The sequence below is a fragment of the Methylovirgula sp. genome (assembly GCF_037200945.1).
Classification (GTDB): Bacteria; Pseudomonadota; Alphaproteobacteria; order Rhizobiales; family Beijerinckiaceae; genus Methylovirgula.
On the sequence record NZ_JBBCGP010000001.1, the window covers coordinates 2,034,453 to 2,052,830 of the forward strand.

Sequence of the window (18,378 nt, forward strand, 5' to 3'; positions counted from 1 at the left end):
GCCTTGCGCTTCGAGCGCGCAACTGAGATCGGCTCCGACTTTCCATCTGATGTCATCTTGTGGCGGCAAGACGCCGACCACGGACGGAAGCGTGATACCGGCGGATGGATAAACGAGGATTGACACCCAAAGGCCCATTACGGAAGGCATCCCATGAACACGCATGCAGCCCCCTCGAAGCTTATCAAAGGCGCGACCGGCGATTGGGAAATCGTGATCGGCCTGGAGGTTCATGCCCAGGTCGTATCGAAGTCGAAGCTCTTTTCCGGCGCTTCGACGGAATTCGGCGGCGAGCCAAACAGCCATGTCTCGTTGGTCGATGCGGCCATGCCCGGCATGTTGCCGGTCATCAATTCGGAATGCGTTGCCCAGGCAATCCGCAGCGGTCTCGGCCTCAAGGCCAAGATCAACCTTCGCTCGAGCTTCGACCGGAAGAATTATTTCTATCCCGATCTGCCGCAGGGCTATCAGATCTCGCAGTACAAAAGCCCGATCGTTGGCGAGGGTATCGTGACGGTTGACGTCACGCCGGCTGAGCGGATCGAAGTCGGGATCGAGCGGCTACATCTCGAGCAGGACGCGGGCAAGTCGCTTCACGACCAATCGCCGACAGACTCCTTCGTCGATCTCAATCGCTCCGGCGTGGCGCTGATGGAGATCGTCTCAAAGCCGGATATGCGATCCGCCGATGAGGCGAAGGCCTATGTCACCAAGCTCAGAACTATCCTGCGCTATCTCGGCACCTGCGACGGCAATATGGAACAGGGATCGCTGCGCGCTGACGTCAATGTCTCCATCCGGCGCCCCGGCGAGGGTCTTGGCACACGCTGCGAGATCAAGAACGTCAATTCGATCCGCTTCATCGGCCAGGCGATCGAATATGAGGCGCGCCGGCAGATCGGTATTCTCGAAGACGACGGCAAGATCGATCAGGAAACGCGGCTCTTCGATCCCACCAAGGGCGAGACGCGCTCGATGCGCTCAAAGGAAGAGGCGCACGACTACCGCTATTTCCCCGACCCCGATCTTTTGCCGCTCGAATTCGATCAAACCTATGTCGACGATCTCGCGGCGCATCTGCCGGAGTTGCCAGATGCGAAGCGCGCGCGTTTCATTGCCGATTATGGTCTGCCGGCTTACGACGCGACTGTTCTCGTCGCCGATAAGGAGACGGCGGACTATTACGAGGCCGCCGTTGCGCATGGTGGCGCCAAGCGCGATGCGAAGGTCGTTGCCAATTGGGTCATGGGTGACGTTTCGGCTTACGCCAATTCGGTCGGCCTCGCGGTGCCGCAGACGCATCTGACACCCGCCCAGATCGCCGGGCTCGTTGATCTCATCGCCGACGGCACGATCTCCGGGAAGATCGCCAAAGACGTGCTGCTGATCCTGATCGAGGACGAGAAGAACGGCGATCCGCGCGGCATCGTCGAAGCGCGGGGCATGAAGCAGGTCACCGATCTCGGTGCCATCGAAGCGGCCGTCGATCAGATCATCGCCGCCAATCCCGACAAGGTCGCGCAAGCTCTGGCCAAGCCATCAATGCTCGGATGGTTCGTCGGACAGGTGATGAAACAAACCGGCGGTAAGGCCAATCCTCAGGCTGTTAACGAGCTTCTGAAGACCAAACTCGGCATCTGAACAGCGGTTCGAATCAGTCCACGAATCGTGCGAATCGCGTTTCGAGGCTTTGCGAAACCTTGCGCGAAGCACTTTTGCGCATTTTTTTTCGAGTCCCATAAAAAAATTTTTGCAGGCGTTTTAACCCCGCGATGGCAATCGTCTGCGGACCCGCACAGCGCTGCATCGAAGCGCGTTTCGTCGGCAGCGAGACGTCGCTGCGCGTTGACAAAGCACCTCTCATCATGGGTGCGACGCGCGTGCGAAGACGCGCAAACGATCTTCATCACCGTTCACGTCTGAAGTTACGAAACGGAAATTGATTCAAGAAAAACAATAACTTTGCATTCGCGTGCGCACGAGCAACGCAGTCGCATGCGGTTGAATGCGATGTTGTCTGGAGTTTTGTTGCGCATCTCTGCACGCTGTTCGTACGCCCTGATGCAGAGCCTGCGAATGCCACGCGTTGATGTTGGCGAAGGCTTCGCAATCAACGCACGAAGCAACGTCTTACTAAGACAAATGGCGCAGAATCGCTGAACGATTCGGCCTCTCGTACGCAAGCCCCTCTTGCACGACTGATTAACCGCGCTACGCTATTTACGCCTCTTGTCGGCAAAGAAACGCATGCCGGCAAAACAACAGAGGGAACTTGAAGATGGTGAAGGCTACCACCAAACGTAAACCCGCTAAGAAAGCGGCGAAGAAAACTGCGAAGAAGGCCGTGAAGAAGGCCGTGAAGAAGACGGTCCGCAAAGCGGTTGGCAAGAAGACCGTAAAGAAGGCGACGCGCAAAGTTGCGAAGCGCGCCACAAAGACCGCGGCGAAGAAGGCCCGTACATCGGCCCGCAAGTCGCCGGTGAAGAAGGCTGCCGCCAAAAAGGCGCGCAAGTCTTCCCCGCGCAAGCCAAAGGCCCCAGCGCCGGCGGCGCCGGAGTCGGTCTAAACTCGTTGAAACAAGAAGACGGAGACGGCCAGATTTTTCCTCGGTTCGCGGTTTTCGCCCGAGGACGTGCTCTGAGCCCCATTTGGCTCTGATGCCACACTGGCCGTTCCGTCTTCGTTGATTTGCTCTATTATATCGCGTCCGGCGGACCCAATCGGCGGCCATGCTGCGTTTGGTTTATCGCGTCAGGCATTTAAGCGCGAAGTTAAACCACGTCTTCTCGACCGCCGTGCCGGTCGTTTTCATGTTCTGCCATTCGACTGCGCACTCATGCATCCGGGCGTGCGACGCTGACGGCAGTTTCAGCAGAGTTCCTGGCCCTTCATTGATCAGTCCGGGTTTGATCGGTTCGTCCGCTGCGTGCGGGGGCGTAACCGGAGCCGTGTCCGTTGGGGCGTCAGGCTGAGGTGATGTTTGTTCCGGCAACGTGGGCGTGCTCTGTTCCGGCGCGAGGTTCGACGGCCGCTGCGGCGGCATTGGCGTTGGCGCCGCCTGCGCCAATGGGCATATTGCGCAGATACCTCCCGCGAAGATCAAAGCCAGCGCGGCCCCAAGCCCGCAGACACGTATCGCGGCGCCGCGCAGGATCGGTAGCGGCGCGGCGATCGGGGCTTTGCAGGATTCAATGTCGCGGTGACTTCGGATTGTTTTCATTCCTGCCGGTAGGTTCTGGGGAGACGGGGCTCGGTTAAGTCGCGCGGATGGGCGTGTCTAGGGTCGGATCGTGGCGCCGCTGAGAAATTCTCGCGGTGCTGCTCTGCACGGGACGCGGGACCGGATAAGGCTCAGATGCAAGCTAACGAAATCTTTAAAGCCGATCACGCGCTTGCGATGAAGTTTAAGCCTATCCGCCTTGAATAGCCCTGCCAATTTACGCATAACGCCATCCACGGATTGATTAATGATCGGCTGACGTCGTTAAGGCTGGCCAGCGGTCGTGGCAATCCGGGAGACCTGGGATACGCCGCAGTGCAGCGCCGCATTTCCTGTTTCTCAGAAAAGCTTCGTCCGGTGTAGCGGCGTTCGGTTTGCGTACCGACGAAACGAGGAGAGTTATTGAATGTGGATCGTCCGCCTCGCGCTCGATCGGCCTTATACCTTCATCGTGCTGGCGCTGCTGATCCTCATTTTGAGCCCAGTGGTGATCCTCGGGACGCCGACGGACATTTTCCCGAACATCAATATTCCAGCCATCGCGGTGGTCTGGACCTATACGGGTCTCAACCCGGAGGAAATGGAAGGCCGGATTACCGGAAATTTTGAGCGTGTTCTCACCACCACGGTCGACAATATCGATCGTATCGAGTCGACGACTTATAACGGCCTGGCCGTGGTCAAAATCTATCTGCAGCAGGGCGCCAGCCTCGATACGGCCAATGCGCAGGTTACGGCTATTTGCCAGACAACTTTGCGGCAGTTGCCGACCGGCAGCCTGCCGCCGCTCGTCCTCGATTTCAGTGCTTCGAGCGTGCCAATTCTCCAGCTTGGCCTGTCGGGCGAAGGGTTGTCGGAGCAGAGGCTTAACGATCTTGCCTTGAACTTCCTCCGCCCTCAACTGGTCACGGTTCCGGGCGCTGTCGTTCCTTATCCTTATGGCGGCAAGCAGTCAGAGGTGATTATCAACTTCGATCCCCGGGAGCTTCAGGCCAAGGGGCTTTCGCCAGCTAATGTGCTGGCTGTCGTCCAGCAGCAATATACCGTGTTACCGTCAGGCACGGCGAAGATCTCCGAATTCGAATACGACGTGCATATCAACGGCACGCCCATGCTAGCGGACGCTCTTAATAACATCCCAATCAAGACGATCGGGAATGCGACAATCTATCTGCGGGATGTCGCGACCGTGAGCATGGGCTTCGCGCCGCAAACTAACGTCGTGCGCCAAAATGGCCAGCGCGGTGTGCTCGTGAGTATTGTCAAGGCTGGTAACGCTTCGACCATTAGCGTCGTCAACGGCATCAAAGATCTGCTGCCGCGGGTTGCCCAAACTCTGCCGCCGCAATTGAAAATTCAACCGCTGGGCGACCAATCGATTTTTGTGAAGGCGTCCGTTTTCGGGGTCATCCGTGAAGCGGTGATCGCCGCGGGTCTGACTGCGATGATGATTCTGCTGTTCCTGGGGAGCTGGCGCTCGACCCTGATCATCGCGGTTTCAATCCCGCTGTCGATCCTGACCTCGGTCATGGTGCTGAGCTTCATCGGCCAGACCATCAATATTATGACGCTCGGCGGGTTGGCCCTTGCAGTCGGTATTCTCGTCGACGACGCGACCGTGACGATCGAGAACATCGAGCGCTTCATGGAGGAGGGGCATCCGCAACGTGATGCCATTCTTTATGGCGCTGCCCAGATTGCCGTGCCGGCCCTCGTCTCGACCCTATCGATCTGTATCGTCTTCGTGCCGATGTTCCTGTTGCACGGCGTTGCGCGCTATCTGTTCATTCCATTGGCGGAAGCGGTCGTCTTCGCCATGATCGCGTCTTATATATTGTCGCGCACGCTCGTCCCGACGATGGCCATGTATCTCCTGACGACGGAGAAGCACGCTAATCCGGGGCGCCGGACACGCAATCCTCTGAAAATGTTCCAGCAAGGGTTCGAGGCGCGGTTCGAGCGGCTTCGGCTCGGCTATCGCGATCTTCTGACTTCGTTCGTGCATAACCGCAAAACCTTCATCGCCGTTTTTCTCGGCTGCGTGTTTGCGGTTTTCTTGCTGGCGCCTTGGCTCGGCCAGGATTTCTTCCCCAACACCGATAGCGGCCAGTTCACCTTGCATATGCGGGCGAAGACCGGCACCCGTATTGAGGATACCGCACGGATCGCCGATCTCGTTGAGAACCGGATTCGTGACATCATCCCGTCACATGAACTCGTCTCGATTCTTGACAATATCGGGCTGCCCTATAGCGGCATCAACCTCACCCACACCTCCACAGGTGTGATCGGGGCGGCTGATGCGGACATTATGGTCCAGCTCAGCGAGGACCATCATCCGACGGATGATTATGTTCAGAAGATCAGGCTGGCCGTGGCGAAAGAATTTCCCTCGGTCATCTTCTATACGTTGCCGGCCGACATGATTACGCAAATCCTCAATTTCGGCCTGCCGGCACCGATCGATGTCCAGATCACCGGGTCTGATATCCAGAAAAATCGCATCGTCGCCGACCGTATGCTTGAGCGTATCCGCGCCGTGGGCGGTATCGTCGATGCGCATATCCAGCAAGAATTCGATTATCCGATGTTCCAGATTTCGGTTGATCGCACAAAGGCTCAGCAAAACGGTCTCACCGAAAGCGACGTCGCGAGCAGTGTCCTCGAAACATTGAGCGGGAGCTTTCAGACCGCACCGCTGTTCTTTCTCAATTTCAAGACCGGTGTGAACTACAATCTTGCGGCGATGGCGCCCCAATATGACATTCAGTCTCTGCAGGATCTGCAAAATCTGCCGATCACGGGGCCAGGGCAGCGCGCGCCGGCGATCCTCGCGGACGTCGCAACCATTACGCGCTCACAGGAAATGGCGGCGGTCGATCATTATAATATTCGCCGTGTTGTCGATATTTACGCCAATGTCCGCGGCCGCGATCTGGGCGCCGTCGGAACTGACCTAGAGAAAATCGTCGATCAGGACAGGAAGCTTCTGCCGCGCGGCAGCTTCGTGGAGCTTCGCGGACAATTGACGACAATGCGCTCCTCTTACACGGACCTTTTCGAAGGCCTCGTATTCTCCATTTTGTTCGTTTACCTGCTGATCGTCGTCAACTTCCAGTCTTGGTCGGATGCCTTTATTATCATAACGGCGCTGCCGGCGGCGCTAGCCGGTATCGTTCTGTTCTTGTTCTTTACCGGGACAACGCTGTCGGTTCCGGCTCTGATGGGCGCCATCATGTGCATGGGCGTCGCCACGGCGAACTCCATTCTAGTTATCGCGTTTGCGCGTGAGAAGCTGGCGGAGCATGGCGATGCGATCCAGGCGGCGATCGATGCGGGCTTCACCCGGTTTCGGCCAGTCCTTATGACCGCTCTCGCCATGATCATCGGCATGGTGCCGATGGCTTTGGGGCTGGGCGAAGGTGGCGAACAAAATGCGCCCCTCGGCCGCGCGGTGATCGGCGGCCTGATGCTCGCGACCGTCGCGACGCTCATATTCGTACCGACTGTATTTGCATTGCTGCACAATCGCAGGGGGAGCTCGGGACCGTTGAGGCCCGAACCGCCGGCTGAACATGCAGGGCACGGGAGCTTAGTGGCCTAATGCTCGAGAAAACCGAAAATTTGAATCACACCACCCCTCTCCAGGCGGCGCCGGAGGTAGATACCGCGCAGAAGCGCGGATCGGGAGGGCGGACGTTCCTGCTTCTCGCGGTGCTGCTTTTACTGCTCGGCGGCATTTATTACGGCATCCATTCGCGGACTTCGGCAGAGTCCGCGCTGGCACAGGAAACGATCACGTCTTCGGTTCCCAATGTCCATATCGTTCTGCCGCAGCAGAATGCGCCGAGCGAGGGCCTGGTTCTGCCCGGCCAAACCACGGCCTTCACGGATACGCCGATCTACGCGCGCTCCAACGGCTATCTAAAAAAATGGTACGTCGATATCGGTGCGCAGGTGAAAAAGGGCGAATTGCTCGCCGAAGTCGAGACGCCGGAGCTCGACGCGCAATTGCGCCAGGCCCGTTCCGATCTTGTCACTGCGCAAGCCAATGCAAAGCTGGCAGCCATTACAGCGAATCGCACCCAGGATTTGCTGAAGTCGCAATCGGTTTCGACGCAGGAGCGGGACAATGCCGCTGGCGCCTTGGCTGCGGATCAGGCGATCGTTTCTTCGCGACAGGCTGAGGTCGGTCGCCTTGAAGAGTTGCAGGGCTACGAAAAAATTTATGCGCCCTTCGACGGTGTGATCACTGCCCGCAACACTGACATCGGCGATCTCATCACCCCGGGGCCGGGGACGCGCAACAGCGAATTGTTCCGTGAGCAGGCGACCAACGTCCTGCGAATCTATGTTGCCGTCCCCGAGGTTTATACCCCCCAAATTCATGTGGGTGAAAAGCCGAAGATCACGCTCGACGAATACCCGAACCAAGCCTTTCAAGGTACGCTGGTACGTACCGACAAGTCCATCAATCAGCAATCCCGCACGTTGCTCGTTGAGGTCGATGTCGACAATTCTGAAGGCAAGCTTTTACCCGGGGCTTACACGTTCGTGCATTTTGATCTGCTCGCCCATCCGGAAAGCGTGACCATACCGTCCAACACATTGTTGTTCCGCAGCGAAGGTCTGCGTGTTGGCGTTGTGCGCGACGACAAGGTGCAATTGGTGCCGATCAAGATCGGTCGTGACTACGGCGACCGGGTCGAGGTACTTTCGGGCCTCACGGATAAAGACCACGTTATCATCAATCCATCGGATTCGCTGATCAGTGGTATCACCGTGCATGCCATAACCGATCGCAAGCCGTCTGGAGCGTCTTAATGCGTCACGCCTGGGGGGGAGTTGCGGCGTTCGGGTTCATGCTGGGCGGATGTATGGTGGGGCCGGATTATGTGACGCCGGCAGTTCCGATCACGCCAAAGTTCAAAGAGGCTGCACGGCCTGTCGATGACAAGACAGCGGGCGTCTGGGTGCGCGCCACGCCGGGCGACGCGTTTGAACGCGGTAAATGGTGGGAAGTCTTCGGCGATGCGGAACTCGACCGGCTCGAAGAGCAATTGGGCGACGCCAACCAAAGCCTGAAGGAAGCCGAAGCCCGCTTCGCCCAATCACGGGCTCTGATCCGGTTTGCGCGTGCGTCCGAATTCCCCAGCGTTAGCGCCGGGCTCAGCGCAGCGTCGATCCGTGATTCAGCCAACCAGCCGTATTTCCAGACCAAAAATCCGCCGCCGCTCGGCGATTTCGAAATGCCGGTCGATCTCAATTACGAAGTCGATTTCTGGGGCAAGGTGCGCCGGACAACCGAGGCGGCGCGCGAGGAATCGCAGGCGACGGCCGCCGACCTCTCAACCGCGAGCCTCAGCCTTCATTCCGAACTCGCACTCGATTACATCGATTTGCGCGCTCAAGATGCCCAACAACGTCTCCTCGACGAGACGGTAAAGTCCTTTGCGCACGCCCTGCAACTGACGGAGAACCGCCACGTCGGCGGCCTTGCGCCGGAATCCGATGTCGAGCAGGCGGAAACGCAGCTCGCCACGACCAAGGTGCAGGATACCGACATCGGCGTGGCGCGGGCACAATTCGAACATGCGATCGCGGTGCTGATCGGCGAACCGCCGGCGGCGTTGCACATTCCGCCGGCGGCATTTGGTCAGCTCAGGCCACATGCGGTGCCGCCGATATTGCCGTCGGGGCTTTTGCAGCGCCGTCCCGATATTGCCGCGGCCGAACGGCGCGTGAGCGAAGCCAATCAGCGGATCGGCATCGCCGACGCCGCCTTTTATCCGGACGTCAACCTAGCTGCGCTCGCGGGTTTCCAGGGAACCACACCGGCGAATTGGTTCGGCTGGCCGAGTTTGCTCTGGTCGGTTGGCACGACGCTTTCGCAGCCCATCTTCGACGGCGGCGCCATCCGTGCGCAGTCTGATTCCGCCCGCGCCGCCTATGCCGAGAACGTCGCCGACTACAGGCAGACGACACTTTCGGCCTTCCAGGACGTCGAGGACAATCTTTCATCGCTGCGGATTTTGGGCCGCGAGGCCAGACAGCAGCGCGAAGCCGTCGTTGCGGCGAACAAGTCGCTGAACACGTTCACCACGCTCTATATCGGCGGTGAAGTGGCTTATCTGCAGGTCATCACGGCGCAGCAGGCCGCGCTCTCCAACCAAGTCAATGAGGTCGATATTCAGCAGCGTCGTCTTGAGGCGAATGTTCGGCTGTTCAAAGCCCTTGGTGGCGGCTGGGACAAAGATCAGCTTCCCGTTCTTGCCTCGAGCGGCCTGCCGCGCGGCGCCTTCGTTCCGATCGGTCAGCAATAGGCCTTGTCGATGCGATCGGCCGCCGAAATCATAGAGGCGCTGCGGCTGACGCCGCATCCCGAGGGCGGTTATTTCCGCGAGACATTTCGCGACGGCCGGGTGATCGGCGGCCGTACGGCCTCGACCGCGATTTATTATTTGCTGGCGGCCGGGCAGCGCTCGCATTGGCATCGCGTCGATGCCGCCGAAATCTGGCATTGGTATGCCGGTGCGCCTCTGCTTCTATCGATCAAGACGGCGGAAAAGCTCGCCACTCATAGTCTCGGCCCCGACCTCTTTGCCGGCGAAGAGCCGCAGGCCATCGTGCCGGCGCATGCCTGGCAGAGCGCCGAGCCGGCAGGCGCATGGGCGCTCGTTGGCTGCACAGTTGCGCCGGGGTTCGAATTCAGCCAATTCGAGTTGGCCGCGCCGGATTGGCGTCCCTAAAGTAGGCGCGATCATGCAGCCCCAGTCGCTCGACGACATTGTTCACGTCATCCAGGTCGCACTTACACCGGTCTTTCTTTTGTCGGGGGTCGCGTCGCTTCTCGCGGTCTTCGCGACGAGGCTTGGCCGCGTGGCCGATAAGGTCGATGCTCTGTCGGACGCTTTGGACTCCGCTTCGCAGGCCGAACGCGAGCAAATCATTGCGCGGCTTGGCTATCTCCGCCGTCGATCCCATGCACTCGATGCCGCTGTGGTCCTTGGTGCGCTCGCCGGCGTTTCGACGAGCGGCGCCGCACTCATGCTTTTTGTAGGGACTTTGCGAAACGGAACCGGTTCGACCCTGATGTTTCTGGCGTTCGGTGCCGCGCTTGTTCTCACGATAGGTGCTTTGACGGCCTTCCTCACCGAAATGCTGATGGCGAGCCGGGGCATCCGCGCGATCGTTGCCGCAGAAAAAGCCCAGCAGGACGGACCTGAACTGGATCCGGAGCCGGAGGTGGCCGCGCACGGCGCGAGCGCCGCGCCAAACCTTCCGGACAGCCCGGGCTCGGACGCGCCGGTCGATTAAATCGCCACCCCGGCCTGTGCCTGCGGCCGTCATCCGGTGACGCCGCTCCGTTCGGATCGCCGGAACTTTATGGTTCGCTGCGCGTTTTGCTGCAGGCGTGTCTGCCGCGCAGGGCTGCGATTCCTCGCGCGTTAGAGGGCGGGGTTTACATTGATGGTGTCGAAAGCAACGGCGGCGGCACGGGCTGAGTCTAACGGCCGAAAAGACCCGGCGCCCGCAAGTCTCTCGTTTGAAGAACATATTTCGGGAGTGGATTCCGCCAAGCTTTTAAGCGCCATGCAGGCGATGCGCGCCGGCGATTTCAGCGTGCGGCTGCCTGGCAATCTCACCGGGCTCACGGGCAAGGTCGCGGATATCTTCAACGAAATCATCGCCGCGAACCAACAGATGGCCACGCAATTGGCGAGCGTCGGCGAGGCAGTCGGCCGCGACGGCCGCATCCGCAACCGCGTACGCTTCGGCATTTCGACCGGCGCGTGGGCGGATATGGAAACCTCGATCAACACGCTGATCGATGACCTCCTTTGGCCCACGACGTCGGTGACGCGGACGATCTCTGCGGTTGCGAAGGGGGATCTGCTCCAGCCGGTGCCGCTTGATGTCGATGGCCGGCCGCTGAAGGGCGATTTTCTGCGCTCCGCCACGATCGCCAATGCGATGATCGAGCAATTGTCGGTGTTCACGTCCGAGGTGACGCGTGTGGCGCGCGAAGTCGGAACGGACGGCAAGCTCGGCGGCCAAGCGAAAGTCAAAAACGCCACGGGTGTCTGGAAGGACCTGACGGAGTCGGTGAATTCCATGGCTTCGAATCTGACCGGCCAGGTGCGAAATATCGCGGAGGTCACGATCGCCGTTGCTTCGGGAGATTTGTCGAAAAAAATTACCGTCGACGTGCGCGGCGAGATTCTGCAGCTCAAAGAAGCCATCAACACGATGGTCGATCAGTTGCGCTCCTTCGCCTCGGAAGTGACGCGCGTTGCGCGCGAAGTTGGCACCGAGGGCCGGCTCGGCGGTCAGGCGCAAGTGCCGGGCGTCGCGGGCACCTGGAAGGACCTGACCGACAACGTGAACCTGATGGCCTCGAATCTGACAGCTCAGGTCCGCAATATCGCCGAAGTATCAACGGCCATCGCGAAGGGCGACCTTTCCAAGAAAATTACTGTCAACGTGAGCGGCGAAATCCTTGAACTGAAGGAAACCATCAACACGATGGTCGATCAGCTCAATTCTTTCGCCTCGGAAGTGACGCGCGTCGCACGTGAGGTCGGCACCGAAGGCAGGCTTGGCGGTCAGGCGGAAGTGCCGGGCGTCGCCGGCACGTGGAAGGATCTGACCGACAACGTGAATTTGATGGCTTCGAATTTGACCGGCCAGGTCCGCAACATCGCCGAGGTTTCAACGGCCATCGCGAGTGGCGACTTGTCCCGCAAAATCACTGTCGATGTGCGTGGCGAAATCCTTCAATTGAAGGAAACGCTGAACACGATGGTCGATCAGCTCAATCGCTTCGCCTCGGAAGTGACCCGCGTCGCGCGCGAGGTCGGCACCGAAGGCAAATTGGGCGGTCAGGCTGTCGTGCCCGGCGCCGCAGGGACGTGGAAAGATTTGACCGAGAACGTCAATTCCATGGCGTCGAACCTGACCGGTCAGGTTCGTAACATCGCCGCGGTGACGACCGCTGTCGCGCGTGGCGACCTTTCGCGCAAGATCACCGTCAATGTCAGCGGCGAAATTCTCGAGTTGAAGAACACCATCAACACGATGGTGGATCAGCTCAACGGCTTCGCCGGCGAAGTGACACGCGTGGCGCGCGAGGTCGGCACGGAAGGCAAACTGGGCGGTCAGGCGCAGGTCCCGGGTGTCGCCGGCACCTGGAAAGACCTCACCGACAACGTCAATTCTATGGCCGGCAATCTCACGGCGCAAGTGCGCAACATTGCCGAAGTGGCAACCGCCATCGCCAGCGGCGACCTGTCGCGCAAGATCACGGTCGATGTGCGCGGCGAGATTTTGCAGCTCAAAGAGACCATCAACACGATGGTCGATCAGTTACGTTCGTTTGCGGGTGAAGTGACGCGCGTGGCGCGCGAAGTCGGCACTGAGGGGAGGCTCGGCGGTCAGGCCGTGGTGCCCGGCGTCGCCGGCACATGGAAAGACTTGACCGACAACGTCAATCTTCTTGCCGCCAATTTGACGACGCAGGTCCGCAACATTGCCGAAGTCACGACGGCGGTCGCGCGCGGCGATCTTTCCAGAAAGATCACCGTCGACGTTAAAGGCGAAATTCTTGAGCTGAAAAACACGATCAACACGATGGTCGATCAGCTTAACGCCTTCGCGGGCGAAGTGACTCGCGTGGCGCGTGAAGTCGGTACTGAAGGTAAACTCGGCGGTCAGGCGCAGGTGCCGGGCGTCGCCGGCACGTGGAAGGATTTGACGGATACCGTCAACGTGATGGCCGTCAACCTCACCGAGCAGGTGCGCGGCATCGTGAAGGTCGTGACGGCCGTTGCTAACGGCGATCTGAAACAAAATCTTACCGTCGCCTCGAAAGGCGAAGTCGCGGCGCTCGCCGAGACGATCAACAACATGACGGGAACCTTGGCGACCTTCGCCGAGCAGGTCACAAGCGTCGCGCGCGAGGTCGGCGTCGAAGGCCGGCTTGGTGGCCAAGCGCATGTTCCCGGTGCGTCCGGCACGTGGAAGGATTTGACAGGCAACGTCAACCTCCTCGCCGCCAATCTGACGACGCAGGTGCGCGCGATTGCCGAAGTTGCGACCGCCGTCACCAAAGGCGATTTGACCCGTTCGATTCAGGTCGATGCGCGCGGCGAGGTCGCCGAGCTCAAGGACAATATCAACACGATGATCGGTAATCTCCGGCTGACGACGGAGAGAAATAATGAGCAGGACTGGCTGAAAACGAACCTCGCCCGTTTCACCAACATGCTGCAAGGCCAACGCGATCTCTCCAATGTCGGACGGATGCTATTGTCCGAGCTTGCGGCGCTCGTCGATGCGCAACACGGCGTGATCTATCAAGTGAACGATGATGGGCTTGAGCTGCTGCATGCTTATGCCGACGATGGTTTCATGGGCCATCTCAAGGAAGTCCGGCTTGGACAAGGTCTCGTCGGCCAATGCGCCCGCGATGCAAAGCGTTTGCTCATCACCGAGATACCTGAAAACGTGGTGCCGATTTCGTCCGGCGTTTTCCGGGTAACCCCCAAGGCCGCTGTTGTCCTGCCGGTTTTGTTCGAAGGGCAGGTCAAGGCGGTGATCGAGCTTGCCTCGCTTGGCCACTTTACCGATCTGCAGCTTTCGTTCCTGGAACAGCTGACGACCGGCATCGGCATCGTTTTGAATTCTATCGAAGCGACGATGCAAACCGAAGGCCTGCTCAAGCAATCCCAGCAACTCGCGACCGAGCTGCAGACACAGCAGAAGGAGTTGCAGCAGACAAACGATCAGGTTGAGCAAAAGGCGCAGCAGCTCGCCGAACGTAATGTGGAAGTTGAAGCTAAAAACCAGGAAATCGAGCAGGCACGCCGAGCACTCGAGGAAAAAGCCGCCGAACTTGCGCTCACGTCGAAATACAAGTCTGAATTTCTCGCCAACATGTCGCACGAGTTGCGGACACCGCTTAACAGCATCCTGATTTTGGGTCAGCAACTGGCTGACAATCACGAAGGCAATCTGAGTGGCAGGCAGGTCGAGTTCGCGCGGACGATCCACGGCGCCGGCACCGACCTCTTGAACCTGATCAGCGATATCCTTGATCTCTCGAAGATTGAGTCCGGTACGGTCTCGGTCGAAGCCGAAGAAATCATCTTTACGAACTTACTCGAGGTGATGTCTCGACCCTTCCGGCACGAGGCTGAGAGGCGGCTATTGGCCTTTGAAGTCGACCTCGACCCGAATCTCGAACGCAGCATCATCACGGATTCGAAACGCTTGCAGCAGGTTTTAAAGAACCTTCTGTCGAACGCGTTCAAATTCACTGATCGCGGCGGGGTGAAATTGACCGTCAAGGCAGTGAAAAGCGGGTGGAATGTCGACCATCCGACGCTTCGTGCGACGCCGTCGGTCGTTGCCTTTGAAGTCTCCGACACGGGCATCGGCATTCCGCCGGAAAAGCAGAAGATCATTTTCGAGGCGTTCCAGCAGGCCGACGCCGGCACGAGCCGCAAATATGGCGGCACGGGTCTCGGTCTGGCGATCAGCCGCGAATTGGCGGGCCTCCTCGGTGGCGAAATCCAGCTGCGCAGCACGCCCGGAGTCGGAAGTACGTTCACTCTCTATCTGCCGCTCACCTATGTCGGTGCGCAGCCAGTGTCCCGCTCTCGCGAGGCGACCATTCTTCCGTTCCCGAGCCACGTCGGGTCCACGCGGCTGACGGAGTACCCCATCGAACGTATCGAAGACGACCGCGCCTCGTTGAGGCCTGGCGACCTGTCGCTGCTCATCGTGGAGGATGATCCGCATTATGCGCGGGTGCTCGCTGATCTGGCGCGCGATAACGGCTTCAAGGTGATCGTATGTTCACGCGGGGCCGAGGCGCTGATCCTGGCGCGCGAATATCGGCCAACGGCGATTTCGCTCGATGTGTTTCTGCCCGATATGCTCGGCTGGAACATTCTCAGTCAACTCAAGCAGGATCCGGACATTCGGCACATCCCGGTCCAGATCATCACGCTCGACGAGGATAAACAGCATGGACTTGCACGCGGCGCTTATTCGTTTCTGACGAAGCCGACCACGATCAATGGATTGGAAAGCGCGCTGGGGCGGTTGAAGACTTTTGCGACCCCGCGCCGTCGGCGTCTGCTCGTTGTCGAAGACAATCCTTCCGAGCAGCTCAGTCTGAGTGAGCTGCTGGGACACCAGGATATCGAGATCGTCACAGTCGATACAGGACACGGCGCGCTGAAGATGCTTCGCGAAGACCCGCCGGATTGCGTCGTGCTTGATCTCAAGCTGCCGGATATTTCAGGCTTCGAAGTGCTGGAGAAAATGCGGGATGAGGCGTCTCTGGCCGACGTTCCCGTCGTGGTGTTTACGGGCCGTGAGCTTTCTTCCGAGGAGGATGCCGTCCTTCACACCATGGCGCGCAGCGTCGTCGTAAAAGGCGTAGAATCACCTGAGCGTCTGTTGGACGAAACAGCTCTGTTCCTTCACCGCGTCGTCTCGGATTTGCCGAGCGAAAAGCAGACGATGCTGGCACGTCTGCACAATTCGGACGAAGACCTCGTTGGCCGCACCGTGCTTCTGGTCGACGACGATCCACGTAATATCTTCGCGCTAAGCAGCGCGCTGGAGCGGCGCGGCATGCGCGTGCTCACGGCGTCGACCGGCAGCGAAGCCATCGAAGTTATCGAGCAGACATCCGACCTCAAGATCGTCCTAATGGATATTATGATGCCTGGCATGGATGGCTATGAGACGATGCAAGTCATTCGCTCGATGCCGGACTACCGGCGTCTGCCGATCATCGCGCTCACCGCGAAAGCGATGAAGGGGGATCGAGAGAAATGTCTTGAGGCTGGCGCCTCGGATTATCTGGCGAAGCCTGTCAACACCGAGCAGTTGCTTTCCGCGCTGCGAATGTGGCTGCATCGGTAAATCTGTGCAAGACAAAATCAACATCCTGCTCGTTGACGATCAGCCATCCAAGTTGATGAGTTACGAGGCGATTCTCGCCGAACTCGGGGAAAACCTGATCGCGGTGACGTCGGCACGCGACGCGCTTCAGACGCTGCTGAAGAGCGAAATCGCCGTCATTTTGATGGATGTGCAGATGCCTGAGTTCGATGGTTTCGAACTCGCGGCTATGGTGCGCGAACATCCGCGGTTTGAACGAACCGCGATCATTTTCGTCTCGGCCATTCACCTCAGCGATTTTGATCAGCTTAAAGGCTATGCCGCGGGTGCGGTCGATTACGTCCCGGTCCCGATCGTTCCGGAGGTCTTGCGCGCCAAAGTTCGCGTGTTCGGCGAATTGTATCGCAAGACACGGCAGCTCGAGCGGATGAATGAAGAACTCGAGCGTCGTGTCGCAGAAAGAACGGCGGAATTAGAGGCTTCGACGGAACGGCTCATCAATAGCGAACGGCGCCGCAGTATCGCGTTGGCGGCCGGCTCTATGGGTTCTTGGGATCTGAATTCTGAGACCGGACAAGCGACGTGGGACGAGGGCCAGTATCGGATTGCGGGCCTTTTGCCGGAGGAATTCCAGCCGACGATGGAGTCTCTCCAGGGCTTGCTTCACCCGGATGATCGCGCCGCGATACAACGCGCCATGCGCGCCTCGCTCGCGACCGGTGATACCTTTCATGAAGAATACCGCATTCTGCGGCCGAACGGCGAAGAACGATGGTGCGTTTCGACCGCGATTGTCTCGCAAGATGTCGAAGGTCGTCCGTGCCTTTTGAGCGGCGTCACCTATGACATCACCGAGCGGAAGCTGGCTGAATCTGCGCTGACGCAAACGAACGAAATGCTGGAACGTCGCATCGAGGAGCGGACGCGCGAGCGCGAATTGGCTTTGGCGCAGCTTTTCGAGGCGCAGAAGACCGATACGATCGGCCAGCTAACGGGTGGCGTTGCGCATGATTTCAACAATCTGCTCATGGCGATTCTCGGCAGCCTCGATATGCTGCGCAAACGCGTGCATGATGAAAAAGAATTACGATTGCTTAACAACGCCATTGAGGCGGCGCAGCGCGGCGCGGCTCTGACAGCACGTCTTCTCGCCTTCGCGCGGCGACAGGAATTAAAGCCCGTCACTGTCGATGCGGCAACACTGATCACCAACATCGAGGAGCTTCTGGTTCGGGCCGTCGGGCCGTCCGTGCATTTGACAATTTCGCTCCGTGACGATCTGCCGGCGATAGAGATCGACCCCAATCAATTGGAGCTGGCTTTGCTCAACCTTGTCGTGAACGCGCGCGATGCCATGCCGGAGGGAGGCTCACTTTCAATTTCAGCGACACCGGTTCACGACCCTCAGCTTAAACAGCTTAAACCCGGCGATTATCTATGCATTTCCCTCGCGGACAACGGTGTCGGCATGGACGAGGCGACTTTGGCAAAAGCGACCGAGCCGTTTTTCACGACAAAAGGGCCGGGCAGGGGGACGGGCCTCGGCTTATCGATGGTTTACGGCATGGCGGCGCAGTCTGGTGGCGCGCTGCATCTTTCGAGCGTGAAGGATAGTGGGACGACGGTCGACCTCTTCTTGCCACTCGCCGCGCATCAAAATGCCGAGATAAAAGTCGAGTCCGAGAAGCCAGCCCGACCGCTCATGACCCCATCAGCCAGGCTCAACATTCTTGTCGTGGACGATGATTTTTTGGTGCGAACCGGCACCGCGGCGATGCTGGAAGATTTAGGCCACGCGGTCATCGAAGCGGAATCTGGACAGGAGGCGCTGCAGATGCTCGCGGTATCATCGGCAGTGGACATTGTGCTCACCGACTTCGCGATGCCGGGGATGAATGGCATCGAACTCATTCGTCAGATCAACCAAAAATTTCCGCATATGAATGTGCTTTTCGTGAGCGGTTATGCGGAATCCTCAAGGGCCGACATCAATCCGGGTTGCATCCGGCTCGCGAAGCCTTTCAGTCAGGACCAACTCGCCGCGGCGATCTCCCAAACCCTTGTGAATGCCTCACGTCCTATCGTGGCGTGAGGCTATCGGCAAGCACCGGCGGATGGTCAATGCCATTCGTATTCGCGCGCCAGTATCCGCCCCCGAGAGCCGACCTGGCGCATCCTCCATTTGACGCAGACAGAAGCCTCAGTGGAAAGGCCACATGACCGCGACGTTCAATCGACTC

10 protein-coding genes are annotated in these 18,378 nt (G+C 59.1%); 8 read left to right on the forward strand and 2 right to left on the reverse strand.

Features of this window, described 5'->3' with window-relative positions; all coding sequences use genetic code 11:
* The first annotated feature begins 153 nt into the window (after positions 1-153).
* Complete coding sequence (gene gatB / locus WDN02_RS09960) at positions 154-1,641, forward strand: Asp-tRNA(Asn)/Glu-tRNA(Gln) amidotransferase subunit GatB (RefSeq protein ID WP_337293342.1); 1,488 nt, start codon at positions 154-156, stop codon at positions 1,639-1,641.
* 579 nt (positions 1,642-2,220) lie between these two features.
* Here the strand turns inward: gatB and WDN02_RS09965 are convergent.
* Both WDN02_RS09965 and WDN02_RS09970 read right to left on the reverse strand, forming a co-directional pair.
* Complete coding sequence (locus tag WDN02_RS09965) at positions 2,221-2,499, reverse strand: hypothetical protein (protein ID WP_337293343.1); 279 nt, start codon at positions 2,497-2,499, stop codon at positions 2,221-2,223.
* A 244-nt stretch (positions 2,500-2,743) separates the two neighbouring features.
* Positions 2,744-3,220, reverse strand: a complete 477-nt coding sequence (locus WDN02_RS09970; RefSeq protein WP_337293344.1) for a hypothetical protein — start codon at positions 3,218-3,220, stop codon at positions 2,744-2,746.
* Positions 3,221-3,626: 406 nt separating this feature from the next.
* Here WDN02_RS09970 and WDN02_RS09975 point away from each other — a divergent pair, with 406 nt between their 5' ends.
* From WDN02_RS09975 to WDN02_RS10005, 7 genes are all read left to right on the forward strand, one after another.
* Complete coding sequence (locus tag WDN02_RS09975; RefSeq protein WP_337293345.1) at positions 3,627-6,824, forward strand: efflux RND transporter permease subunit; 3,198 nt, start codon at positions 3,627-3,629, stop codon at positions 6,822-6,824.
* The gene (locus WDN02_RS09980; protein ID WP_337293346.1) at positions 6,824-8,044 is read left to right on the forward strand and encodes an efflux RND transporter periplasmic adaptor subunit; all 1,221 of its coding nucleotides are present in this window, start codon (positions 6,824-6,826) and stop codon (positions 8,042-8,044) included. Before WDN02_RS09975 ends, WDN02_RS09980 begins: the two co-directional genes overlap by 1 nt.
* Positions 8,044-9,543 (forward strand): efflux transporter outer membrane subunit, encoded by a 1,500-nt coding sequence (locus WDN02_RS09985; RefSeq protein WP_337293347.1) that lies wholly within the window; start codon positions 8,044-8,046, stop codon positions 9,541-9,543. Before WDN02_RS09980 ends, WDN02_RS09985 begins: the two co-directional genes overlap by 1 nt.
* A gap of 9 nt (positions 9,544-9,552) precedes the next feature.
* Positions 9,553-9,969, forward strand: coding sequence for a cupin domain-containing protein (locus WDN02_RS09990; RefSeq protein WP_337293348.1), 417 nt, complete (start codon positions 9,553-9,555; stop codon positions 9,967-9,969).
* A 13-nt stretch (positions 9,970-9,982) separates the two neighbouring features.
* Positions 9,983-10,537, forward strand: a complete 555-nt coding sequence (locus WDN02_RS09995) for a DUF2721 domain-containing protein (RefSeq protein ID WP_337293349.1) — start codon at positions 9,983-9,985, stop codon at positions 10,535-10,537.
* Between the two features lie 153 nt (positions 10,538-10,690).
* Positions 10,691-16,159, forward strand: a complete 5,469-nt coding sequence (locus WDN02_RS10000; protein ID WP_337293350.1) for a HAMP domain-containing protein — start codon at positions 10,691-10,693, stop codon at positions 16,157-16,159.
* 4 nt (positions 16,160-16,163) lie between these two features.
* Complete coding sequence (locus WDN02_RS10005; protein ID WP_337293351.1) at positions 16,164-18,230, forward strand: response regulator; 2,067 nt, start codon at positions 16,164-16,166, stop codon at positions 18,228-18,230.
* Positions 18,231-18,378: the final 148 nt, after the last annotated feature.